General features: G+C 34.3%; 21 protein-coding genes. 12 read left to right on the top strand and 9 right to left on the bottom strand.

What is annotated here, in order from left to right:
- Window positions 1–8: 8 nt before the first annotated feature.
- From ACUN3A_RS00570 to ACUN3A_RS00550, 5 genes are all read left to right on the top strand, one after another.
- Entirely contained in the window at window positions 9–1,643 is a 1,635-nt protein-coding gene (locus ACUN3A_RS00570; RefSeq protein WP_445549402.1) for a RagB/SusD family nutrient uptake outer membrane protein, read from the top strand.
- 17 nt (window positions 1,644–1,660) lie between these two features.
- Complete coding sequence (locus tag ACUN3A_RS00565) at window positions 1,661–3,034, top strand: glycan-binding surface protein (protein ID WP_445549401.1); 1,374 nt, start codon at window positions 1,661–1,663, stop codon at window positions 3,032–3,034.
- Between the two features lie 71 nt (window positions 3,035–3,105).
- Window positions 3,106–5,322 (top strand): endo-1,4-beta-xylanase, encoded by a 2,217-nt coding sequence (locus ACUN3A_RS00560; protein ID WP_445549400.1) that lies wholly within the window; start codon window positions 3,106–3,108, stop codon window positions 5,320–5,322.
- A 118-nt stretch (window positions 5,323–5,440) separates the two neighbouring features.
- The gene (locus tag ACUN3A_RS00555) at window positions 5,441–7,069 is read left to right on the top strand and encodes a GH35 family beta-galactosidase (RefSeq protein WP_445549399.1); all 1,629 of its coding nucleotides are present in this window, start codon (window positions 5,441–5,443) and stop codon (window positions 7,067–7,069) included.
- Between the two features lie 40 nt (window positions 7,070–7,109).
- Window positions 7,110–9,038, top strand: coding sequence for a sialate O-acetylesterase (locus tag ACUN3A_RS00550; protein WP_445549398.1), 1,929 nt, complete (start codon window positions 7,110–7,112; stop codon window positions 9,036–9,038).
- A gap of 221 nt (window positions 9,039–9,259) precedes the next feature.
- On the opposite strand, the gene ACUN3A_RS00545 is transcribed toward ACUN3A_RS00550, so the two are convergent.
- Entirely contained in the window at window positions 9,260–9,835 is a 576-nt protein-coding gene (locus tag ACUN3A_RS00545; protein ID WP_445549397.1) for a helix-turn-helix domain-containing protein, read from the bottom strand.
- Between the two features lie 213 nt (window positions 9,836–10,048).
- On the opposite strand from ACUN3A_RS00545, the gene ACUN3A_RS00540 reads away from it, so the two are divergent.
- From ACUN3A_RS00540 to ACUN3A_RS00525, 4 genes are all read left to right on the top strand, one after another.
- Window positions 10,049–11,731 (top strand): GH39 family glycosyl hydrolase, encoded by a 1,683-nt coding sequence (locus ACUN3A_RS00540; RefSeq protein WP_445549396.1) that lies wholly within the window; start codon window positions 10,049–10,051, stop codon window positions 11,729–11,731.
- 106 nt (window positions 11,732–11,837) lie between these two features.
- Window positions 11,838–13,136, top strand: coding sequence for a PQQ-dependent sugar dehydrogenase (locus ACUN3A_RS00535; RefSeq protein WP_445549395.1), 1,299 nt, complete (start codon window positions 11,838–11,840; stop codon window positions 13,134–13,136).
- Window positions 13,137–13,444: 308 nt separating this feature from the next.
- Window positions 13,445–14,599, top strand: coding sequence for a porin (locus ACUN3A_RS00530; protein ID WP_445549394.1), 1,155 nt, complete (start codon window positions 13,445–13,447; stop codon window positions 14,597–14,599).
- A 21-nt stretch (window positions 14,600–14,620) separates the two neighbouring features.
- Window positions 14,621–16,051 (top strand): anion permease, encoded by a 1,431-nt coding sequence (locus ACUN3A_RS00525; RefSeq protein WP_445549393.1) that lies wholly within the window; start codon window positions 14,621–14,623, stop codon window positions 16,049–16,051.
- A gap of 677 nt (window positions 16,052–16,728) precedes the next feature.
- On the opposite strand, the gene ACUN3A_RS00520 is transcribed toward ACUN3A_RS00525, so the two are convergent.
- Entirely contained in the window at window positions 16,729–19,554 is a 2,826-nt protein-coding gene (locus tag ACUN3A_RS00520; protein ID WP_445549392.1) for a glycoside hydrolase family 2 TIM barrel-domain containing protein, read from the bottom strand.
- 523 nt (window positions 19,555–20,077) lie between these two features.
- On the opposite strand from ACUN3A_RS00520, the gene ACUN3A_RS00515 reads away from it, so the two are divergent.
- Complete coding sequence (locus ACUN3A_RS00515) at window positions 20,078–20,233, top strand: hypothetical protein (protein ID WP_445549391.1); 156 nt, start codon at window positions 20,078–20,080, stop codon at window positions 20,231–20,233.
- A gap of 89 nt (window positions 20,234–20,322) precedes the next feature.
- Window positions 20,323–20,862: a PRC-barrel domain-containing protein gene (locus ACUN3A_RS00510; RefSeq protein WP_445549390.1), complete on the top strand. Its 540-nt coding sequence runs from the start codon at window positions 20,323–20,325 to the stop codon at window positions 20,860–20,862.
- Window positions 20,863–21,005: 143 nt separating this feature from the next.
- On the opposite strand, the gene ACUN3A_RS00505 is transcribed toward ACUN3A_RS00510, so the two are convergent.
- The 7 genes from ACUN3A_RS00505 to ACUN3A_RS00475 form a co-directional block, all read right to left on the bottom strand.
- Window positions 21,006–21,428 carry a VOC family protein gene (locus tag ACUN3A_RS00505; RefSeq protein WP_445549389.1) on the bottom strand — a complete coding sequence of 141 codons (423 nt, stop codon included), beginning with the start codon at window positions 21,426–21,428 and terminating at the stop codon, window positions 21,006–21,008.
- Window positions 21,429–21,432: 4 nt separating this feature from the next.
- The gene (locus ACUN3A_RS00500) at window positions 21,433–21,819 is read right to left on the bottom strand and encodes a DoxX family protein (protein ID WP_445549388.1); all 387 of its coding nucleotides are present in this window, start codon (window positions 21,817–21,819) and stop codon (window positions 21,433–21,435) included.
- Window positions 21,820–22,049: 230 nt separating this feature from the next.
- Window positions 22,050–22,472 carry a VOC family protein gene (locus ACUN3A_RS00495; protein ID WP_445549387.1) on the bottom strand — a complete coding sequence of 141 codons (423 nt, stop codon included), beginning with the start codon at window positions 22,470–22,472 and terminating at the stop codon, window positions 22,050–22,052.
- A gap of 10 nt (window positions 22,473–22,482) precedes the next feature.
- Entirely contained in the window at window positions 22,483–22,902 is a 420-nt protein-coding gene (locus tag ACUN3A_RS00490) for a VOC family protein (RefSeq protein WP_445549386.1), read from the bottom strand.
- A complete protein-coding gene (locus ACUN3A_RS00485) occupies window positions 22,899–23,198 on the bottom strand; it encodes a hypothetical protein (RefSeq protein WP_445549385.1) in 300 nt (99 codons plus the stop codon). The genes ACUN3A_RS00490 and ACUN3A_RS00485 overlap by 4 nt, the downstream gene beginning before the upstream one ends.
- A 5-nt stretch (window positions 23,199–23,203) precedes the next feature.
- Window positions 23,204–23,653 carry an SRPBCC family protein gene (locus ACUN3A_RS00480; protein ID WP_445549384.1) on the bottom strand — a complete coding sequence of 150 codons (450 nt, stop codon included), beginning with the start codon at window positions 23,651–23,653 and terminating at the stop codon, window positions 23,204–23,206.
- Between the two features lie 248 nt (window positions 23,654–23,901).
- Window positions 23,902–24,330, bottom strand: coding sequence for a VOC family protein (locus tag ACUN3A_RS00475; protein ID WP_445549383.1), 429 nt, complete (start codon window positions 24,328–24,330; stop codon window positions 23,902–23,904).
- Between the two features lie 136 nt (window positions 24,331–24,466).
- On the opposite strand from ACUN3A_RS00475, the gene ACUN3A_RS00470 reads away from it, so the two are divergent.
- On the top strand, window positions 24,467–25,444 hold the full coding sequence (locus ACUN3A_RS00470) for a GlxA family transcriptional regulator (RefSeq protein WP_445549382.1): 978 nt from the start codon (window positions 24,467–24,469) through the stop codon (window positions 25,442–25,444).
- Window positions 25,445–25,782 lie beyond the last annotated feature (338 nt).

Genomic DNA, 25,782 nt, shown 5'->3' with positions numbered 1-25,782 from the left:
TAAAAAATATGAAAAAGATACATATTAAACGCATTTTTCTTTTTGTTGCACTGTCTTTTTTGGGGACTGGTTGTAGTGATGAGTTTCTTGATAAGCAACCAAATGATTTGATAACCAAAGAGAATTTTTACAAAACAGAAGATGATTTTAAGGCAGCAACTGCTCCTTTATATAACAAAGTATGGTTCGATTTTAATGATAAATTTTATTATGGACTAGGAGATGGTCGTTCGTACAATTTATACGCTCCATTTTCTGATTATATTTATCCTTTTGCTGATTTGACGGAAACGGGTTTAACAGGACCATTAGTTTCTGCTTGGGGATCTTTGTATAATGTGGTGCAACAATCAAATAATGTTATTATTGGAATTGAAGGAAGCACTGTTGATGAGAAGATTAAAAACAAATATCTTGCCGAAGCACGTTTTATGAGAGGTACTGCCTATTGGTATTTGGCTTCTTTATGGGGAAATGCTATTATTTCTACAGATCCAGAGACTTTAGTTAAAAATCCTATAGTAAATACTAGTCCAACAAAAGATGTATACGAATTTGCTATTCGCGATATAGAATTTGCAGCAAAATATTTGCCAGAAACAGCTCCACAGGCAGGTCGTTTAACTAGGTATAGTGCTTTTGGAATGTTATCCCGTCTGTATTTGTCAGTTGCAGGTTTAAGCGATAATCCTAACTCTGGTACTAGAAATCAAGCTTATCTTGATTTGGCTAAAAAAGCAGCTACAAAAGCAATTAGTGGACCTTATGCTTTAATGGATAATTATGCAGATTTATTTAAAATTGATAATAATAATAATGTTGAATCTATGTTTGCTTTACAATGGGTTCCAAATGGCAGTTATGGTGTAAATAATAGCCAGCAAGCTTATTTTGCTTTAGGGTCAGATATCACTGGTGATGATGCCGCTTATGGGTATTGGACAAGAGCTTCTAATGATGTTTTGTATGAATATGAAACTAAGGATAAAAGACGTCGCGAAACTTGGATGGCAGATGACGATTTTTATCCAGAAATTAGCAAGGCAAACGGAGGTTATACTGTAGATCATGCAAATACTTTTGTAAATGTTAAAAAAGGGGTAGTTGGTTCGACGAAAGATAACAGTAAAATTTCTAAACAAAACTCAGCTTTAAATACCTATATGTTACGTATGGGAGAAGTATATCTAAATTATGCTGAAGCGACTTTAGGAAATAACGCTTCTACATCGGATGCAACTGCTTTGGGATATGTAAATAAACTTAGACTTAGAGCTGGTCTTGATGCAAAAACAGCACTAACTTTTAAAGATCTAATGCACGAGCGCAGAGTAGAATTGTGTATGGAAGGGCAGTATTGGTATGATTTAGTAAGAAGAGCTTACTATAAACAACAAGAAGTTGTTAATTATATCACAGGTCAATCAAGAGGAGTTATTGTTCCTATTACTTATGCTTCAGCAACTAATACCGTTTCAGTAGATGCGACTAGAGACAATTCTCCAAGAGCGATAGGTGCTATAGATGCTTCAATCTTTTTATTGCCTTATCCAGAATCAGAAGTAATTCAGAATCCATTATTAAATGAAGCACCTGTTCCTTATGATTTTAAAGAGGCTAAAATAACTGATTTGTTTAATTAAAACTGAAAAGACAAAATATGAAAAATTATATTTTAAATAAAAAGTATTGCGCCACTATTACAATGGTATTAGTGATGTTGGTATCGATGTTATTCAATGCATGCGATAACAATGATAGCAGCGAGGGTGGACCAATCACAATAAGTAAAGTCTTTTTGGAAGATGTAAATTCATCGGTACCAGATAGAGAAGTTCCTTTTGGACGTTTGGGACAGTTACTTCGTATTGAAGGGACAGGTTTTATAGGATTAAAGAAAGTATATATCAATGGCTTTGATACCTACTTCAATGTAGTTTTTGTGTCAAGCACTTCTATGTTAGTCAATATTGCAAATGATACGCCAATTATGGACGCAGATCCTTCAGTTCGTAATACGATACGTTTTGTAAATGATTCGAATGAATTTACATTTTCGTTTGAAGTTCGTTCTGCGCCACCAGTAATTGAACGTATCTCAAACACATTACCTAATGTTGGTGAAATGATTACTGTTTACGGAACAGGTTTAACAGAAGTAAAAAAAGTAGTTTTCCCTGGTAATGTTGTTGTTACAAATGGAATTACTTATGATAAAGACGGGAAATTTTTTACGGTAACTATGCCAGCTGGAGTTTCGGCTGATGGAGGTTCTTTGCTAGTAGAAAGTGCTAATGGTGGAGTCTATTCGCCTGCTTTTTTTAATTTCAAAAAAGGAGTGATTCTTAATTTTGATGGTAGCGGAACACAAGGGTATTGGAATACCACAAGCATGATTCAGCCTACGGATTTATTATCAGCTACTGTTGGTCTTGTAAATGTTTCTCAAGGGAAATATGTACCACATCGTCCAGTACGTGTACCTTCTTTTGCAGGTGGAACCAACCGTTGTTCAGAAGTTTGGACTGCAGGAAATGGTGTTGATAATTGGAGAAGTCAATTAACTCCTTTTATTCCTGCTTCAACTCCACTAGATCAGGTAGGATTACAATTTGATATTTATGTTCCAACTGCATGGACAAATACAGGTTTCCTAAAAATTTGTTTGATTAATAATTTTAATGGAGGGGAATGGGCTGGTGCTTGTTATAATGTAGTTCCTTGGTTATCCAAAGATGGTAAAGTAGTTCCTTTTCAATCAACAGGTTGGACTACTGTAACTGTTCCTTTGAATAAGTTCTATAGTTATTCAAAAGCACCTTTTACATTTGAGGATATTCTTAAATTTAGAGAAGCGGCAAGCTATCAAAACTTTGGTTTTTATTTTGAAAATTCTAATGTTAAATTGGCTAATGTAACTGGCGTAGCTAGTGAAGTTGAGTTTGCATCTTCAGCTACTTCAGTAGATGTTTATACAGATAATTGGAGAATAGTTTCCTTAAAAACTCCGACTTATAGCGATTTCCCTAATTAATTACAACTCTGGTATTGTTCTTGTAATCTATTAGTAATAAGCAATTTGTTTAATGAAAATAAAATAATAAAATGAAATACATTAAAATATTACCGGCAATTGCATTATCCTGCATGCTTTTTTCATCTTGTGATGATAATATGATGGAATGGGGAACAGATCCTGATCATGGCGAGGTGACATCAGCAGAACTTCCTCTGGAACTAGCTGAAAAAATCGGCAGATACGAACCTCTTAAAAAATATACTACTTTCAAACTTGGGGCTGGAATAGGACTGGACGAGTATATGAATGATGCTGATTATCGTAAGATCGTAAACGAAAATTTTCATGAGGTTACAGTTGGGTATGCAATGAAACATGCTCCAATGGTAGCTGCCAATGGAGCTATTAACTTTACTAAAGTAGATGCTTTTATTGCCAAAACAAAAGAGGCTGGGTTGTCTGTTTTTGGGCATACCTTGGTTTGGCACTCCAATCAAAATGCGAGTTATTTAAACAGTTTAATTGCTCCAACTATTATTCCAGGTTCTAGCGGTCCAAATACTGTAAGCATAACAGGTTTGAATGATGGATCTTTTAGCGGTTGGGCAAGAAACAATCCTGGCGCAGGAATTACAGCTGTCGATGGAGCTGGATTAACAAGTACTTCCAAAGCTATTAAGCTAGTTTCTAGTGCGACCTCTTCACAACCGTATAATTTGCAATTGACTTCTCCAGCCATACCAGCGGTGAGTGGACATAGATATGAAATTTCATTTTTTATCAAATCTGATCAAGCAGGTAAAGGACGTATTTCTTTTGATGCTAATGTAACGAATCAATATCCTTATGCAGATTGGTATGCTACTGGAGGTACTTTTACAGAAGCTTTTGCAACAACATCACTATGGCAACAAGTAAAGTTTACTATTAATAATACTAAAGTAGGTTCCTCAACATTTGCATTTAATTTTGATTTAGGTTATTTGCCTAATGTAACCTATTATATTGATGCTAATACTGTGGCAGTAGTTGATTTAGATGCTGCACCATTAGTTACAAATTTGGTTACTAATGGTAAGTTTAATACCGATATCAGCGGATGGTCACAATACAATCCAACATCAGGAGGAAATGTATATAGTCTTGCAACCGCAGCAGAAGCTTATGAAGGAAATGGCGCTATGAAAGTAATCAATACGTTTACTGATGCTACAACGCAATATAAAACTCAGATTCATGCTAATTTTACTTCTACTTTAACAGCGGGTAAGGATTATACAATTTCTTTTATGATTAAATCACTCGCTTCTGGTTCAGTTCGTTGTTCAACAACAGTGACTTCAGGAGGAAGTGCTAAATATCAAGGTGACCAAACGACTTCACCAACATGGAAATTAGTTGAATGGAAAATTAATGCTTCTGGAGCTGAAAATGGTTTCAATTTTGATTTAGGTGGCTTTGCAGGGACTTATTTCATTGATAACGTAGTGGTGTCTGATGGAGTTGCAACTGGTGGAGGTACAGGTACACCTTCAGTAACTATCGATAAACCAGATTCAGAAAAAGCTACCCTAATTGGAAATGCAATGACTGACTGGATTTCTAAAATGGTTAGTCACTATAAAAATGATGTTAAGGCTTGGGATGTGGTAAACGAGCCAATGAAAGAAGGCGGTAGTTTGCGTGATGGTAATGTAACGACATTGGCTTCCGATGAGTTTTATTGGGTAAAATATCTTGGTAAAGATTATGCTGTAACGGCTTTCAAATTAGCTCGTCAATATGGAAATCCTACTGATAAATTGTTTATCAATGATTACAATTTAGAGGCAAGTTTACCTAAATGTGATGGATTAATTGACTATGTGAAATACATTGAAAGTAAAGGAGCTACGGTAGATGGTATTGGTACACAAATGCACATTTCATTAACTACAGATAAAGACAAAATTGTTCAAATGTTCCAAAAAATGGCAGCCACTGGTAAATTGATAAAAATTTCAGAACTGGATGTAAGATTGGGAACTGCCACACCAACTTTAGTGCAATTAGCAGATCAGTCTGCAATGTATCAATTTGTAATTGATTCTTATAATAAGTATGTTCCTAAAGCGCAGCAATACGGAATTACGATTTGGGGTATTTCAGATAAAAAAGAGGAACACGTAAATTGGTTACCAAATGAATCTCCAAACGTATGGGATGCTAACTACAAACGCAAACATGCATACAAAGGTGTTGCTGATGGTTTAGCAGGAAAAGACATAAGTAAAGATTTTACAGGAGACATTATCATTAAATAAAGTTTTTAAATATTTTAGTTGATTAATAATCCATAGTACAAATTCATAAAGGGTTTATACTATGGATTATTTTTTTCTTACCTTTTTCGACGCTATTTTTTAATATTAAATAAACAGGATGTTTAATTGTATAAACTACAAATTTCTTTTGGTAATAGTATTGGTGACTCAATTTGGTTTTTGCCAAAATACAATGCCAAGCCTTCAAAAGAAGGGGAATAAAACCCAATTAATAGTTAATGGTAAACCATTTATTATACGAGGCGGTGAGTTAGGTAATTCCTCTGCCACTAGCATGGAAAGTATGGAACCCATTTGGTCAAAACTGACCGATATGAATCTTAATACCGTTTTAACGCCAATTTATTGGGAACTTATTGAACAGGAGGAAGGTAAATTTGATTTTTCGTTAGTAGATGATTTGATTCTTAAAGCCAGAAAAGAAAACCTTAAATTAGTTTTTCTATGGTTCGGATCATGGAAAAACAGTATGTCAAGTCACGCTCCAGCATGGGTAAAATTAAATCAGAAAAAATACCCGAGGGTAAAAGATGATAAAAATAAAAGCCATGAGATTTTAACGCCTTTTAGCGATAATAATTTGCAGGCAGATTTGAATGCTTTTCAAAAATTAATGAAGCATATTAAGGCTTTTGATCAAAAAGATCAAACGGTTATCATGATTCAGGTGGAGAATGAAATCGGAATGTTACCAACAGCGAGAGATTATCATCCATTTGCTAATGAAGCTTTTAAAAAAGAAGTACCAAATGAATTAGTGCAGTACATGCAAAAGAATAAAGAAAAACTAGTACCTGAATTTTTAGAACTATGGAAAAAAAATGGTTTTAAAACTTCTGGAACTTGGGAAGAAGTTTTTGGTAAAGGATTACAGACTGATGAAATTTTTATGGCTTGGTTTTTTGCAAAGTTTACTGATAAAGTGGCTAAAGCAGGGAAAGACAGTTATGCAATACCAATGTTTGTAAATGCAGCTTTAAATGCTCCTGGAAAAAAACCTGGTGAATATCCAAGTGCAGGTCCTTTGCCACATGTAATGGATGTTTGGAAAGCTGCAGGAAAGGCAATAGATTTTCTAGCACCAGATTTTTATAATCCTAATTTCAAGCAATGGAATGATTTGTTTACCCGTCAGGGAGATCCGTTATTTATACCAGAACATAAGTTTGATGCTACAGCGCCATTCAAAGGATTGTATGCCATTGGGCATTATGAAGCTGTTGGTTTTTCGCCTTTTTCTATCGAATCTGTTACTGATGCCAAAAAAGAACCTTTGGGGAAAATATATGATTTGGTAAAGCAATTAACTCCCGTTATCGAGCAATATAAAGGACTTGGAAAGATTGATGGTGTACTTTTGGATAAAGAAAATTCAGTACAAATTATTACATTAGGCAATTACGAGTTTACTTTTAAACACGATTATACTTTAAATTGGTCTGATGGTGCCAAAGAAGCTGTTTGGCCAATGTCGAGTGCCATTATCATAGAAATTACACCCGACGAATTTTATATAGCAGGTTCTGGAATTGTGGTAACTTTTAAACCATTAAAAAATAATGATTTAAACGCCGGAATTTTAAAAGTAGATCAAGGTAGATTTGAAAACGGGGTTTGGAAAACAATCCGTCATTTTAACGGAGATCAAACACATCAGGGAAGACATCTTAGGATTTCTGTTGGTGATTTTGAAATTCAAAAGCTAAAATTATATACTTACGAATAGTTGAATTTCTATAGAAGAACAATAAAATAAAGAAAATCAAATGAAAAAAATAACATTGTTTGTTGCACTATTTTTATGTGTAAGTCTCTATTCTCAAATAAAATTACCTCGCTTAATAAGTGATGGAATGATTTTACAACGTGATGTTAAGGTCAATATTTGGGGTTGGGCATCGCCAAAAGAAAAAGTGGAACTTGATTTTAATCATAAAACATACACAGCAATCACTGCTGAAGATGGAAAATGGATGATTGTGTTGCCTTCACAAAAAGCAGGCGGTCCTTATGAAATGACTTTAAAAGCCAGTAATACAATTGTACTAAAAAACATTCTTTTTGGAGATGTTTGGCTTTGTTCCGGACAATCGAATATGGAACTTCCAATGGAGCGTTTGAAATACAAATACAATGATGTTATCGCAAAAGCAAATAATCCAAATATCAGACAGTTTTTAGTGCCTGATCAGTATTTTTTTGAAAAGGAAAAATTAGATTTTGCCTCTGGCGAATGGATTTCAGCAAACCCTGTTAGTGTTTTGCAATTTTCGGGGGTAGGGTATTTTTTTGCTAATGAAATCTACAATAAATATAAAATTCCAATAGGATTAATAAATACCGCTTTGGGTGGTTCGCCTGCTGAGTCTTGGATTAATGAAGAGGGGATTAAAAAATTCCCAGAATATTATCAGGAATATCTAAAATACAAAGACGGAACATTAGAGAAAAAGATTGATGAAAACGATCGAAAGGTGAGTAGTAATTGGTATCAATTATTGAATACTATCGATATCGGATTAAAAAATAAATGGTCAGCACCAGAGCTAGAAGATTCGGATTGGAAAACCATGAAGGTTCCGGGTTATTGGGCAGATAATGAACTTGGGAATGTGAATGGAGCAGTTTGGTTTAGAAAAGAATTTAATGTATCTAAAGTAAATGCTAGTGAAGCAAAATTAGTTTTAGGACGAATTGTAGATGCTGATTCAGTCTATGTAAACGGACATTTTGTGGGTACTACTTCTTATCTGTATCCGCCAAGGATTTATACCTTTAACGCTAATATATTAAAAGAAGGTAAAAATGAAATTGCCATCCGAGTTATAAATAACAGTGGAAAAGGTGGTTTTGTAATCGATAAACCCTATGAACTTACTTTTGTAAACGATATTATTGATTTAAAAGGATTATGGAAATATAAATTGGGCGCAACGATGCTTCCATTACCGGGGCAAACTTTTGTGAGATGGAAACCTGTGGGTTTGTACAATGCGATGATAGCTCCTTTAAAAAACTATCCAGTCAAAGGAGTTTTATGGTACCAAGGAGAATCAAATACTAAAAAGCCGTCTGAATATTTAGCTTTGATGGAAACTTTAATTGCGACTTGGAGAGCGCAATGGCATCAGGAGAAGTTGCCGTTTTTATTTGTGCAACTCGCTAATTATATGGAATCAAACCCAAAACCTGTCGAAAGTGATTGGGCGGCTTTAAGGCAACAGCAAACAAACACTTTGAGAGTTCCTAATACTGGAATGGCCGTAACGATAGATTTAGGGGAATGGAATGATATTCATCCTTTAAATAAATATGATGTGGGTAAAAGATTGGCTCTACAAGCAGAAAAGTTAGTCTATGGCGAAAATAATTTAATTGCTTCTGGACCTCTTTTTAAATCAATGGCTTTACAAGGTAATAAACTCATTTTAAGTTTTTCTGATGCTGAGAAAGGTTTAATAGCTAAGGGAGGAACTGCTTTAAAAGGATTTGCAATTGCTGGTAGTGATGGCAAGTTTGTTTGGGCTGAGGCTGCTATTGAAGGAAATAAAGTTGTGGTTTCGAGTGAGGCTATTCAAAATCCTGAAAAAGTGAGGTACGCTTGGGCAAATAATCCTGAGGGAGCGAACTTATATAACAAAGAAAATTTACCAGCATCTCCTTTTGAGGCAGAAGTTCATCCTAATAAAAAGTAGGGGATAAGAGATTTATAATATGATTGGAATTACTTTTAGTTGTTATTTCTACTTTCTGCCCAGGATAGCAACGGAAAGCCCGCAAGGTCAGCCCCCTTAAAAAACAAAACCCAAAACAGCGACCAACGGAAGCTCGTTTTGGGTTTATGTTTTTTTGGGCAATGACCGCGGACTTGTAGTGAATAGCCTGAAATGGCAGCCTAAAAAATCATTTTATTATTTTAAACAAAAATATCAATATAAGTTACTTCGTCTGTAACGGGGATTATACCATGTTTTTGCAGGGCATTAAAATAGAGGCTATCACCAGTTTTAAGAATGTACTCGGTATCGCCAATCTGCATTTTCATAGTACCTTCTACAACAAAAACAAATTCTTCCCCTTCGTGCGATAATTGATGCGGAATAACTTCTCCCTTTCGGGCTACAAACAAAAAAGGCTGCATCTTTTTTTCATGATATTCGGAAGCATATGGAAATATCAAATATCCTTTTTCGGTCATAACCAGTTTTTCAACCGCTTCTTTACGGCTGGTAACAATGGCTTTGTCCCAACCATCCTGCTCCAATAAACCAGAAATTGTAGTGCCCAATGTGCTGGCTATTTTTACCAGCGTTGCTACTGAGGGTATTGTTTTGTTATTTTCTATTTTTGAAATCATACTTTTAGATAGACCACAACTGTCCGCCACTTCCTGTAGCGTCCGATTTTGGTTTATGCGCAGTATTCGTATTCTTTCGCCTACCTCAAGGCTATTACTTGGGTTTGTTTTAGTGTTTATTTTTTCGTTTTCCAAAGTACAAATGTTCAAATAGTTTGTGTAAACTCATTTTCGACGCAAATAAAAGCTAATTAAATAAGCCAATTGTTTTTTCGTTAAAATAAATTTTAAAATAAAGATACTGATTATAATGTTATATAATTATTTTTTATCAACTTTGTTGAATAAAAGTAAACAAAATATATTATCATAACCTTTGCGGAGATTCCGCATGTAACTAACCAACTTATGCATAAACTATTAAAGCGCTTCTTGGCTATTATTTTATTCTTCTATTCAGCCACCGCATTACTTGCTCAAACTCCCGAAATTAAAGTAGATCTGGCCAAAGAAATTGCACCAATGAAACCTGTTTGGGCATGGTTTGGCTACGATGAGCCTAATTATACCTACATGAAGGATGGTAAAAAACTTCTTAGCGAAATTGCTGCCTTAAGTCCTGTGCCGGTATATGTGCGTACGCATAGCTTATTGGTAAGTGGAGATGGAGTTGCAGCATTAAAGTGGGGATCAACGAATGCCTATACTGAAGATGCTAATGGTAATCCGATATACAATTGGAAAATTATAGATAGCATTTTTGATACCTACATATCGCGTGGAATGAAGCCGTTGGCACAAATTGGATTTATGCCCGAAGCACTCTCAACGCATCCTGCACCTTACAGACATTATTGGAAACCAGGCGATCCTTATACAGATATTATCACTGGTTGGGCATATCCTCCTAAAGATTATGATAAATGGCGTAATCTGGTGTACGAATGGGTAAAACATTCAGTAGCACGTTATGGGCAAAAAGAAGTAGAAAGTTGGTATTGGGAGGTTTGGAATGAACCTAACGGTCATTACTGGAAAGGTACAAGAGAAGAATTTTATAAATTGTATGATTATGCTGCTGATGGATTAAAAAGAGCATTGCCTACTGCAAAAATAGGAGGTATTAATATAGCAGGTACCAAAGGCAAAGGAGCTCAGGAATGGACAAATGATTTTATTAAACATTGTATCAGCGGAACTAATTATGCTACAGGTAAAATAGGTTCTCCAATGGATGCTATACTTTTCCATGCCAAAGGTTCACCTAAATTAGTTGACGGAGCTGTGAAAATGAATATGGCGCCACAACTTAATGACATACAAACTGGATTCAAGATGGCGATGTCGTATCCTGAAACTAAAAACCTTCCTCTTATAATAGGGGAGTCAGATCCAGAAGGTTGTGCGGCTTGTGGTATGGCTACTAATCCAGAGAATGCTTACCGTAATGGGACAATGTATTCCAGTTATACAGCTGCAAGTTTTGCTAGAAAATATTTATTGGCAGATGAGACGAAGGTTAATTTTCTTGGAGCTGTATCATGGTCGTTTGAGTTTGAAAATCAGCCTTGGTTTTATGGCTTTCGTGATCTTGCAACGAATGGTGTTGACAAACCGGTATTGAATGTTTTTAGGATGTTTGGAATGATGACTGGTACACGCATAGCAGCCGAAAGTAATCGTATGTACCCTTTACAAGAAGTAATTAAATCTAGCGTTCGCGGAGAAAAGTCGGATATTGGAGCTTTGGCAACAAAAGATACAAAATCAGCAGCGGTTATGGTTTGGAATTATCACGATGATGATAAACCTGGAATTACTGAAACGGCAAGTTTAACTATAGACAACATTCCTGCAAAAAAAGCGACCCTTGCGATTTATGTGATTGATAAGGAAAATAGCAACTCGTATGAAGTTTGGAAAAAAATGGGCTCTCCAAAAGAACCTACACCTCAGCAAATTGACACACTCGAAAAATCAGGGAAACTAAAATGCATCAGCACTAAAAAAATAAAAATAGCATCAGGTAAGGTAATAGTACCAGTACAACTGGAACGCCAAGCGGTAGCGCTTGTTAAACTGAACTGGTAGTAGGTTATCTTTTGATATTAAAATAAGAGAAAAAATCACTTAATTTCTGTAAATTGTAATGCGTTTTTTGTGACAATAAAACACTATTTACTATAAAATAAAAAAAATGAAATTCTATAACTATTTAAAAGTAAGCTGTTTTTTGCCAGCAGTTATACTTTTCACTACCAATAATACAGTACAAGCACAGGTATATAAAGATAATGTCGAATTACCTGAACCGTATGCTACAAAATCGAATAAAGCTTTTAGTAAAGTGATAGGTTGGAAAGACGGACAAAAACCTGTTGCCCCAAAAGGTTTTACAGTAACAAAATTTGCTGAAAAACTAGAGAACCCACGTTGGTTATATGTTGCAAAAAATGGGGACGTATTCGTGGCAGAATCAGGTACAAGGATACCAAAATCCAAACGCAGCGATGAAAAGGATGAATTTTTTGCGTCCAAATCCCAGAATTTTGGTAGCGCTAACCGTATTACGCTTTTTAGAGATAAAGATAAAGACGGAGTTTATGAAAGTAAATATTCTTATTTGGCAAACCTTAACCAGCCTTTCGGAATGTTAGTTCTTAATAATTATTTTTATGTAGCCAATACAGATCAACTATTGCGATTTCCATATAATGAGAAAGACACGACCAATACTGGGAAGTATGAAAAGATACTAGATCTCCCATCGGGTGGTTACAATAATCATTGGACACGTAATATAATTGCTAATCAGGAAGGAACAAAAATCTATGTTACTGTAGGTTCAGAAAGCAATGTGGCAGAACGCGGTATTGAATCTGAATATAAACGAGCCAATATTTTGGAAATTAATCCAGATGGTACTGGAGAACGTATCTACGCCAGTGGTCTTCGTAACCCTAACGGTATGGACTGGGCGCCAGGAACTAAAACACTATGGACAGCCGTAAACGAACGTGATGAATTGGGAGATGACTTGGTACCCGATTATACAACCAGTGTAAAAGATGGTGGTTTTTATGGATGGCCCTACTCTTACTTCGGACAACACGAGGATCCACGTCATAAAGGGGCAAGACCTGATTTGGTTAGTAAAGCCATAGTGCCAGATATTGCACTGGGGTCACATACTGCATCACTTGGACTTACATTTTATCGTGCTAAATCTTTCCCTAAAAAATATCGTAATGGAATGTTTATAGGGCAACACGGATCATGGAACAGATCAGAATTGTCAGGCTATAAAGTTGTTTTTATACCGTTTAAAGATGGTAAACCGTCGGGTAAACCAGAAGATTTTTTAACAGGTTTTATTGCCGATGCTGAAAAGAAAAGAGTGTATGGACGTCCGGTTGATGTAGCAGTTTTGGCGGATGGTTCTTTATTAGTAACCGATGATGCTGCTAAAACAATATGGCGGGTTAGCGCAAAATAATTTAGGGTAACTTAATGTATTGTTCTAAGTAATAATATAAATTATTAAAACAAAAAAACACTTGTAAAAACGTTTTTACAAGTGTTTTTTTTATTTTTTAAATTCTCATAAAAAGAGAGAAGTTTTGTGTTATATTATATTTTTATTAGGTATAATTTAATTTTATTTAATGCAATTTTTTCTACAACTCATTGTTTTTTTTCTTATTTTAGTTCTTGCTTATTGAGTTGATAAATAGGTTATTGCATCATTTTTATTTTTTCTTGCCATTAGTTTAAGATTTATAATAAAAACTTAATTTTTTATTTATGAGATGTAGACGTATACCTTTAATACTGTTTGTAGCGTTTTTTCTATTACCTCTTTTAACAGAAGCACAAAATACCTCAGCAGTTCAAACCGACACACCCGAAAGTACCGTAAAATATCCACAATTTCAATTTAAAGGTCTTTTGCAGGTAAGATATCTCGAAAGTTTTGGAGATAATGTTGATGTTTTGGGTGTTCATCATTCGACAGGTAATGTAACTCAAAGTTCATTTGATATTAAAAGAATGCGTGTTGGTCTTAATACCAAATTAAGCGAAGCTACCGAAGTTGTAATCTTGGTCAATTTAGCCGATTTTAAATCTGATCCTAAGGGCAAAGTTCTTGAAAATGCATATGGAAAATACACCTTTAATAAATATATTGCTTTAACCGCAGGTCAATTCAGACCCGCTTTTGGTATTGAAGAGCTTGTTCCTGTTGATATCATTAAATCGTTTGATTTCTCGAATCAATACTATGAATTCGGAAAAAATGGCTGGACGAGTTTTCAAATTGGTGCTTCTGCAACTGGAGCTTTAGATATTGGAAAAATCCCAGTAAATTATGCTTTTTCTATTTTGAATGGAAATGGAAAAGATCAGGAAATGGATAAAGACAACGGCAAACAATTTTCTACCCGATGGGTATTTCAGTTATCAAAAGAACACAAAATTAATTTAGGTTTGAATGGTGGTATCGGGAAAGTTTTCAAAGAAGATGTATTTGCAGTAGGTGCAGATATTACAAGTGATTTTAAACTTAACGATAGATTTAGTTTTGATCTGCAAATTGAATACAAACAAGGAACAAATCATAATTTATATTATTCTTTGCCTGTTGCTTCAAGAACTCCAAATGTTGCAGATTATCAAATGCGAGGTGTTTATTTTTTGCCTAATTTGAGATATATGGTAGATTATAAAAAATTAACCGCTTTAGAATTTTCATGTCGATACGAAAGATTTGATTCGAGTTATAAAATTGATTCCAATCTTAGACAAACTTGTATTCCAATGGTGAGTCTGGAATTTGGTAAGGCATATACAGGGCGAATTGAAATGGGATTTGAAATAGATCAATTTGACAAAAATATTCCTGATACTTCATCTTATGATGATAACTTATTCTTAATCCAGTTTCAACTCCGACTTTAATTTAACATAATTCCTTTTCTTATGAAAGAAGTAAAAATTACACAAACCATTATTACACTTGTTGTTGGACTTATAATCTGGTTTATTCCTGCTCCGCAAGGTGTTGTAATTGAAGCTTGGCATTTGTTTGCAATTTTTGTAGCTACTATTCTCGGAATTATTCTTAAAGCTGCTCCAATGGGAACAATGTGTATGATTGCGATCGCATTGATTGCTTTTACACAAGTTTTGGCTCCAGGAGAAGCAGGGAAATCTATTACTCTTGCTTTGAAAGGCTTTGGTGATAAAGTAATCTGGTTGATTGGGATTTCATTTTTCATTGCGAGAGGTTTCATTAAAACGGGATTAGGAAATAGAATAGCTTTCCTTTTTATCAAAATTTTTGGTAAAAGTTCACTGGGATTAGCCTATGGTTTAGGTTTAGCAGATTTAGTTCTGGCACCAGCCGTACCTAGCAATACAGCACGAGGTGGAGGAATTATTTACCCAATTATGAAATCAATGTCAATGAGCTTTGGTTCCATGCCAGATCAGCCTGAAACCCATAGAAAACTAGGTGCATTTTTAACATTGAATAGTTACAATATGAACTTGATTGCATCTTCAATGTTCTTAACAGGAACGGCGAGTAATCCAATGTGTCAAAAATTTGCACTCAATTTGGGCATTAAAATTTCGTGGATGTCCTGGTTTACAGCAGCTATTGTTCCCGGTTTGGTTTCTTTTTTTGTGATTCCTTTTGTATTATACAAAATCTACCCTCCTGAACTCAAAAAAACAGGAGATGCTCCACAAATTGCTAGTCAAAAACTTAAAGAAATGGGACCAATTTCAAGAAATGAATGGCTCATGCTGATGACTTTCTTTATCCTGTTATTTCTTTGGATAACTGGAGATTTGTTTTCAATAGATGCGACTACAACGGCCTTTATTGGTTTGGTTGTGTTATTACTGACTTCAGTTTTAACTTGGGAAGATGTCAAAGCCGAAAAAGGGGCTTGGGATACAATCGTGTGGTTTTCTGTTTTAGTTATGATGGCAAGCTCACTTAATGAACTTGGTTTTATTGGTTGGTTTAGTAATCTGGTAAAAGCGCAAATAGGAGGTTTAAGTTGGCAAATGGCTTTTCCTATTATTATTTTAGTATACTTTTTTAGCCATTACCTTTTTGCGAGCGCAACAGCACATGTGGCTGCAATGTATGCGGCTTTGTTAGGTGTTGGTATTTCACTGGGAATTCCAGGATTACTGCTGGCTTTTATGCTTGGTTTTGTAGGTTCTTTATATGGAACATTAACACATTATGGGCACGGACCAGCTCCCGTTTTTTTTGGTAGCGGATATGTTGACTTAAAAAGCTGGTGGGTAAAAGGTCTGATAACTGGAATTATTATGTTGCTTATCTATATGGTAATTGGTGGATTGTGGATGCGAATCATTGGTTATTTTTAAAATTGATATTTAAAAAATGTTACAGACTGCAATTATGAAACCATTTTTTTTATACCGTTTAAAGATGGTATAAATTCGGCTAAATCAGAAATTTTTTAACAGGTTTTATTGCAGATGCTAAAAGTAAAAGAGTCTATGGGCGCCCAGTTGATGTAGCTGTATTATCAGGTGGTTCCTTATTAGTAACCGATGATGCTGCTAAAGCAATATGGCGTGTTAGCGTAAAATAATTTTAAGGTAACTTAATGTATTGTCTTAAGTGATGGTATAATTATTCTAAACAAAAAACACTTGCAAGAACCTTTTTGCAAGTGTTTTTTGTTTAGAATATATAAGTTACAATTTATACCATTTGTAATTATAAAATGTTCTTATTGTCAGCTCGAGCGCAGTCGAGAACAACTATTGAATCTCGATTACGCTCGATCTGATAAAAAATAATTAGACTTCTCTATATAAATGGTATTATTGTAAAGTTACTTTAGAATTTTATTTACCAACGCAGAAATTAATAGCCCAGTTTTTACTTGGAATTACAGGTTATGAATTATAAAAAAAGTACAAATCTGTACAAATTAAAACAAACAACAGTATTCATTTTTCAATTGAAAGCAGAATTTTGATAAACTGTAATAACATCTTTTTTAAGAGCACATTAACCCTTTTTAAAGGAGTGACTACTTATTAAACTTGAAATAGATTTTATTAATCATATTCGGTGTTCCGCTATAATTTTTAAATTGATGTAACTGAGATTGTGGACCGTAATTTTCTGCTGTCTCAAATTTTGTCCCCACAGCAGGTATGGCATCCATAAACGATATGTTACCCGATGGGTAGGGGGGATTGGTGTAATTCTTTTTAATATCAAACTCACGTTGAACAGTAGGTGTAAATAAATGTAAAGTAACATCTTCTGATGCACAATATACTTCAAAAGGCGTAGGACACAGTAGCTTCATTCCATAGAATAAAGAATAATATCCCTTGAATTCAGGATAATTCCATACCTCTCCCGTTATGGCATCGTTATAGGTTTTATCCCATATATTTAGTGTGCCCCCTTTCAGTCTGTTATTATATACCCTGTATGGACCGTTTGCAAATATTTTTGCTCCTGTAATGTCTTTTTCTGGAAAATTAAATGTTATTCCACACATCTTAATTTTATCCAATGGTTTGTAATTGTAATCTAATTCTAATATCCCGTCTTTTTGCATAGTCCAGGTAAATTGATAAGGGGTTTTTCCCTTCGGGGATACATATGTGGCATCTATACTATAGGTTCCGTTAGAAGAACGAATAGAAACTTTTTCACATTTTAGTTCTTGATCTGTAATAAATACTGGGCCATTAGAAAGAGGTATTATTCCATCTGCATTTTTTACTTCATCGAGCATAGCAGTTTTTTTGTTGATTTTTACGGTAATGTTTGATGCTGACAGTATAAAGTGGGAGTCATTTTCGGTTTTGATTACTGCTCCATTTTGAGATGATTGACTGTTCAGAACTCTATCTGTAAAAAAGGCAGGTGAATTTAACTCGGAGCTCCATGTAAAGAGTTCTTTTCCATTAAAATCAGTAGCTGTAAGGTACAAAACATCGAAATCTTTCCAGTTAGTCGGTAGTGATAATTTAAGTTCTCCTTTGCCTCCAGGCACAATATTTGGAGCATCTATTTTTCCTTTCAGTTCTTCATTATCTCCATCCAAAGATTTAATTTTTTTAAGAGTATAAGAAAAACTGCAGCTGTTTGTGTTGGTAAAATCGTAACGGTTTTCGATGGTAAATTTGCCATCCCATGATGGGGTTATATATTTCTTTTCGACAGCTATAGGAGACCATATTTCTTTAACAGTATAAAAACTGCCTTCTTTTTCGCGATAGGGCCCAACTATTCCATCAGCACCTGAAGCCTTATCAGTATCTAAAATGTTGTTTTTATCGGTTCGTACCACACCTTCATCCGCGAAATCCCATAAAAACATTCCGGCAGAAAGCGGATTGGATAACATTAGATTCCAGTAATCATCTAAACCAGCACCATGCCCTCCATCATAAAGTCCGTGTAAGTTTTCAGTAGGCATGAAAATATCACGACCATTGAACATATTTTTTATCCCTGAATTATAGGTGATATAATGTACGGTATTAATATCGTCATGTAGTCCCCATGGATGCAGTACAGGTCGTTTTTGAATATCTAACTTTTTGAATAACGGATCCAGATCAAAATTAAATCCACCCTCATTGCCATTTGCCCAAAAAATGACTGACGGGTTATTCAAATCTCTTTTAAGCATTTCATTGACAAGAATTGTCCCTACCGGCGTATCGTAAGGAGGTTCCTGCCATGCGCAAAGTTCGTCTATTATATATAAACCCAATGAGTCACAAAGTTCTAAAAAATGTTTATCAGGTGGATAATGGGACATACGAACAGCGTTCATATTCATTTCTTTTATCAGCATTATATCCTGTAAACTTTGCTCTTTACTAACAGTACGACCAGTATTTGGCCAAAAGCAATGACGATTTACACCTTTAAATTTTATTTTTTTATTATTAATATAAACACCGTCTCTTGGCCGGACTTCTATCGTACGAAATCCGAAACGTTCAGTAATAGAATGTAATATGTTACCATTGTGACTAACAGTTATAATTGCATCGTATAAATCAGGAGATTCTGCCGACCATGGTTTAATATCTGATATTGAAGAAACAGCGGTTAGTTTTTTGCTTTTTTCTTTTAATACAGATTCAAATTCAGCTACTTTTTTTCCAGATTTTGTTTCAAAAATTTCAACCTTAGTTTTTGTATTAGCAATTTCTTTATCTAAAAATAATTCTAAATTAAAGGAGCCATCATGTTTAGCATTAATACCTGAATATTCTATGAAGGTTTTTGGAACAGCTTCTAAATAGACAGGTCTGTAAATACCTCCAAAAACCCAAAAATCAGCATCACGTTCTGCTTCGTTAACACTTTTATTGGATGACATTTTACTAACTTCAACTTCTAATTTATTATCAGATTTTGTTGTAATTAGATCTGTTATCTCGCGTTTAAAACGATAAAAAGCTCCCTGATGAACAGCTCCCGCTTGTTTATTGTTTACCGTTATTTTAGTATCTGTCATAGAACCATCGAATACTATAAAAACACGCTTGTCTTTCCAGGACTCTGGAATAGTAAAAGAAGTTCTATATAGTCCTTTTTCTGAAGATTTGACTTTCTCATATCCATAATTGTATGCACCAAATCCTTCTAATTCCCAACAAGAAGGCACCTTGATTTTTGTCCATTGTCCGCTGTTTCGCCCTGCTGTACAAAAGAAATCCCATTTAATAGTGTCTTCACCACTATCACCGGACAACATTTTTTTTTCAGTCTGCTGGGCTTTACCATTAAAAGAAATCAAGCAAAATAGCAGCGCATAAAGCAATGTATAGCTTTCTGTCACAACTTTAGTTATTGATGATTTGATTTGTTTTTGCATAATTTTAGTATTGAAAATTTTAAATCTTGATATGAAAATAGTGTTAATTCTAGCAATTCGATTTCTTCTTTTTTTAAAGAGAATCAATAAAAGTACTATTTTTTATTTTTTGAAGATTTGTTTTTTTTATAACGGGTATAATCTTATACCTCAATTAAAAAATCCTAAAAATATCCCCTTTGCTGTATTCCCATCCACACTTTAATAGTTAGTAGCTGTGAATTCTGTAACTTCTTACTGAAATTACGTACATCTTAGTCTAGTCTCCTTTGTATCTTTATTATTGAATTAAATGCGTTGGGTGTAATTTATAAATTTTTCATTGAACACATAGAAAACACATAGAAACATAGACTTTATTAAAAAAAGAAATGCATTTCTTTTACATAGAGAGCTATGTTGGTTTCAAACAAGTGAAACGCCTCCTTTTTGAGTATACAAAATCTATGTTTCTATGTGTTTAAAATAATTGCACCCAACTAGGTTAAATTAAAACTATTTTATAATCAAAAAAAATAAAGTCATGGCAGAAATTAAAATTGAGAAAAAAAAACCGGTATGGCCGTGGATTGTTGCTGGGCTGATAATCGCAGCACTTTTATTCTTCATCCTTTTGAGCAATACTGAAACTCAAAGTGATAGTAACGCAGCAATCGAAAAAAGTACAGATGTACGTTAAAAGGAACAGCTAAACAGCAGGATAATAGTGTTGTTTTACTTAGTGAGGAAATACAAACTATATTTTCCTGCAACTGTAGGCAGCAGAAAATGAATATTAATATTAAAAAAGAATTTATGGAAAATAAAGACAGAAATTTATACAGACTAGATGAACTTTCTGATTATAAGATTGCTTCAAATTATTCTGACATAAGAGGATGGAAAATAGTAGACGCTGATAACCGGACTATAGGTAAAATTGATAATCTGTGGGTTAATAAAGATATGCAGCGCGTTGTTTATCTGGATGTAAATGTAGATAAAGCATTGATAGAGGACAGCCGTAATGAGATACATGATGCTATAGCGAACGACGATGGAAAGGAGTTCGTTTATAAAGACGGAAACAGCCATATTATCATACCCATTGGATCTGTAAGCATAAATAAAGATACGAAGATTGTCATGGCTAACAGTATAGGATATCATACTTTTAGAAACACGAACCGATTTAACAGTCAGCAGAATTTTGACAGAAATTATGAGCGAAGTGTAATGAAGTCCTACTACCCTGAAAATGATGCTAGTCATAATGATGACAGTGATGATGACAGCTTTTACAAACGCCGAGAATTTGACAATCACTAGTATGATTGAATGCAGATATCCTATATCAGAGCAAAGATCAATCGTTTAAATTAATTAAAAAAGAGCAAAGGTGTAATAATCTTTGCTCTTTTTTAGATTTATGTTAAAACCTGATTCGGTTACTAATTTGAATCAGAAATTTATTAGTTTTTATCAAAGTTTACCGTCCATTCAATTCCATATTTATCCCTAAAACATCCAAAGTAAGATCCCCAACCGCTTTCTTCAATAGGAAATTCAATTTGCCCTCCAGCTGAAAGTCCGTTAAATAATTGGTCAGCTTCTTCTTTACTTTCGGCGCTAATGGCAATTTTGGATCGATTTTCGTTTTCATTTGTTTTTCCCATAATTTCGGGAACATCATTTGCAATTAAAATATTGCCGCCGATAGGCAAAGCAATGTACATTACTTTATTAGCTTCCTTTTCAGCCACTGGAAATTCAGGACTTGAAATGTCTTTGAAACGAATGATCTTTGTGAATTCTCCGCCAAATACTGATTTGTAGAATGTAAATGCTTCTTCGGCATTTCCATTAAAATTGATATGAATATTAATAATTGCCATAATTCTATGAGTTTAAATTATTTGAATTTATCTTATGATAAAATACATAAGAAACCATTAAAATAGCTAATACGATAAGAGGAAAGAAAGTTTGAAAATCCAGACCGTCAACAGCATAATGGCTGATGGATGCAAAAAGAAAATCGAAAGTAAATCCTGCATACGCCCATTCTTTCAACCGTTTTGGAATTTGAGGCACTACCAGAATAATAACGCCAAGAATTTTGAAAACCACTAATGCATTCCCAAAATATTCAGGATAACCCAGGTGTCTGATACCTTCTTTTGCTAATTCTGTTTGTGAAGTTAAAGCAGGCATTACCCCTTCAAATAGAAAAATTAGGATTGTTGATGTCCAAAAAATGATTTTGTTTGTTTTTGTAGTTGTCATTTTTTTATAGTTTTTAAATTAGTGATTTTTATTAACCCGTTGGGTGCAATTTTTTAAACACATAGAAACATAGATTATGTAAGTTTAAAAGAAGGCGTTTCACTTGTTTAAAACACACATAGCTCTCTATGTGAAAGAAATATATTTCTTTTTTGCATTCTTTTTTAATAAAATCTATGTTTCTATATGTTTATTTTTTTTTGAATTACACCCAACTCGTTTTTATTGATTTATGCCTTTAACAAAGTTTCAATGTCAAACTTAGTCATTTGCATAAAAGCTTCAATTACTTTGGGAGCTCTTTTGGGATCCGACATTAACTGATCTAAAATAGCGGGAACAATCTGCCAGGAAACACCAAACTGATCGTCTAACCAGCCGCATTTATTGTAGTTGCCATTTGCGCCTAATTTTTCCCAATAATAATCAATTTCTTCTTGGGTTTTACATTCTATAACATAGGAATTTGCAGGCGAGAATTGATATTGAGGCCCGCCATTCAAACCCATAAATGGAAACCCATTTAATTCAAATCGAACAACAATTGAGTTTTCGCTGGTGATTTTAGAATTAGGAAAGATGGAACAATAAAAATCTGCTGCTGTTTTGGCTTGATTTTCAAACCATAAACAAGGATAAATTGAATTATTCATAATGAACTTTTTATAAATGCTGTTTTTTGTTATAATCTAATATCCAATGATTGCCATATTTATCAGTAAGATCACCAAATAAAGCTCCCCAGAAACTGTTTTCTAATGGATGGTCTGCAAAGCCTCCTTCTGAAAGTTTTGCATAGTAATTGTATATTTCTTCTTCGGTACTGCAGCTGAGTGAAAGTGAAACGCTATTTCCTTTTATCAAACCATTTTCATTCACTATATCAGAACCCATGAGCAGGAATCCGTCTTTGGTAATTGTCGAATGCAGGATACAGTTTTTCATTTTTTGAGGCATTCTTTCAGACAGCGGCGATTCGCCAATGGTTTGAAAAGTCAGTTCGCCTCCTAAACATCCTGCGTAGAAAGTCATTGCCTCACGACAGTTGCCATTAAAAGTTAAATAAGAATTCAGTTTTATCATTTTCTTATTTCTGTAAATTTTAATCCCTCTGTTTTTAATAATTGAACTAGTTTTGGAATAGCAGATTTGCCAATGCCATGCAGCTGCAGAATTTCTTTTTCACTAAATTGAGACAGTTCCTGAAGCGTACCAATTCCTTTGTTTTCTAAAGCTCTTCTTGGAGGTGCTGAAAGTGATGAGAACAGCTCATTCTCCCATTTTCGTTCCTCTTCACAAACAGGGCATACCCGACAATCGCTGCTTTTATAAAAACGGTGGCCTTTTTTGCAGGTCCGTAAAGTTTTGATGTTCGTCATAAAAATTAGGCATCTTGAATTTCTGGTTCCACTAATTTTATTAATTTTTCTAATGATTCCTGCCAGCCCAAATAGCACATTGCTGCAGGAATTTCTGCGGGAATGCCTTCCTGCAAAACTTTTAATTCGGTGCCGCACAAAACTTCTTTGAACCAAATTGTGGTAATCATTTCTCCCGGTAAATTTGGTTCATCAAATCTATCGGAATTTTTAATTAATTCGTTGGGTTTGATGTCCAAAAAAGTGCCGCCAAAGGATTGCCCATTTCCTGTTGTGAAATTGGTAAATGACATTTTGAAACGGCCGCCAATTTTAAAATTCATTTCGTGAATGGTGCATAAAAAACCATAAGGAGGCAGCCAGCTGGCATAAGCCAATGGATCAGCAAAAGCACGAAAAACTTTTTCGGGTGAAGCTTTTAAAACCCTTTGAAGTGATACACTATTATTTTCCATTTTTATTATTATTAATCCGTTGGGCGCAATTATTTTAAACACATAGAAACATAGATTATGTAAGTTTAAAAGAAGGCGTTTCACTTGTTTAAAACGCACATAGCTCTCTATGTGAAAGAAATATATTTCTTTTTTGTATTCTTTTTTAATAAAATCTATGTTTCTATGTGTTTAAATATTTTTTTTGAATTACACCCAACGCGTTTATTATTATTATTATTATTATTATTATTATTATTAAATTTTAATTAGTTCATTACATTAAACATCCAGCGAATACCGAATTTGTCGAGACAGCAGCCCCAATATCCCCAAAATTCATCTCTCATTGGGGCCTGGTCACTTCCTCCTTCTGATAAAGCTGTATAAAATTTGTCTGCTTCCTCTTTTGAATCTAATTGAAGGCTGATAGTGGTATTGTTGCCTACAATCAATTTTTGCCCCATAGATTCAAACATGTCTGTTCCCATTATTACGGTACCGCCAATAATAGGCAGGGCCACATGAATTACATTATTCATTTCGGATTCTGGAAATTTTGGAGCATTAGGATCTGCCGGCATGTCTTTTAATTTCATAAAAGGTGCCGAAAATTCTGTACCAAAAACAGTTTTGTAAAAAGTGAAAGCCTCTTCTGTATTGCCTTGAAAATTGAGATAAATTGCTACTGTGCTCATGTCTTGTTTTTTAGTTGTTAAATACTAAAACAAAGTTCAGAAGAATTTATAAAATTTAAAATGTGTAAAAATGACAACATACAGGTGATTTACGTCAAAGTTAGTTTTAACTTTGCGTCACTCTAATTTTTTTAAAATGATGACTATAAGTATTTTAGTTCCAAATAGTTCAGTAATGCAGGCCATAGCTGATCCTCAATATTTATTCACAACGGTAAATCAGTTTTTGACTGCATCAGGGCAGGAGCAGTTGTTTACTATTCAATTAGTGGCTGCAGATAAGCAGGTAAAAATTAATGATGGATTATTTTCGATTACTGCTTCGCACCTTTTAGAGGAGGTAGATCAAACCGATTTGATTATCATTCCCGCCTTGTTTGGAGACATGAAAAATGCTATTCAGATCAATGAAAAATTATTGCCTTGGATTAATAAGCACTATGATAATGGGGCAGAGGTGGCGTCACTTTGTGTTGGTGCATTTTTGTTAGCATCCACAGGATTATTAAATGGAAAAAAATGTTCTACACATTGGGGGTATCAAAATGAATTTCGCGAAATGTTCCCAGATGTAGAAGTGGTTGACGGAAGCGTGATTACCGAAGAAAATCGGCTGTATTCAAGCGGTGGTGCCATGTCTTATTGGAATTTATTACTCTATCTAGTTGAAAAGTACACGAATAGGGAAACTGCAATATTAGCTTCAAAGTATTTTGCTATTGATATAGACAGAGAAAGTCAATCGGCTTTTGCTATGTTTCAAGGCCAAAAAAATCACAACGATGCTGCTATAAAAAAAGCGCAGGAATTCATCGAAAATAATATTCAGGAACGAATTACAATCGAAGAACTAGCCAATTTAGTTTCTTTGGGAAGAAGAAGTTTTGAAAGAAGGTTCAAGCTGGCGACAAACCATTCGGTTTTAGAATATATCAATAGACTAAAAATGGAGAATGCTAAACGAAGTTTTGAAACAAGTCGTAAGAATATTAATGAAGTAATGTACGATGTTGGTTATACAGATACCAAAGCGTTTAGAACTATTTTTAAGAAAATTACCGGTTTAAGTCCAATTGAATATAGAAATAAGTATAATAAAATGACAGCAGCTTAGTTTTTGGTAAGTTCACAATTTTATTCCTAACGCACAGCTAATGATGGAAAAAGGATGTTTGATATAGGAACAAAAAATGGATGATTTTACAATCATCCCATTCAGTGCACTTGAAGCGATTACAATTATAAAGTAAAGGCAGATTTGTACACGAACGAATTAAACTGACGAACAATTCTGTGCCCGAAGCAATAAGCCTTAAAGTTAACACACAAAAAAGCTGCAAGAAAATAATTCCTGTAGCTTTTTTTGAAAATTTAAAATTACTAATCTTTGCGGGCACAGAATGCAATTCTGCGCTATCGGGGTTTTTCAAATATTTAAAAAGGGAGACTGTC

It is taken from the genome of Flavobacterium sp. WC2509 (assembly GCF_052683105.1).
The sequence above is the reverse complement of the archived record's forward strand: the minus strand, read 5'-3'. Positions and strand labels throughout refer to the sequence as shown.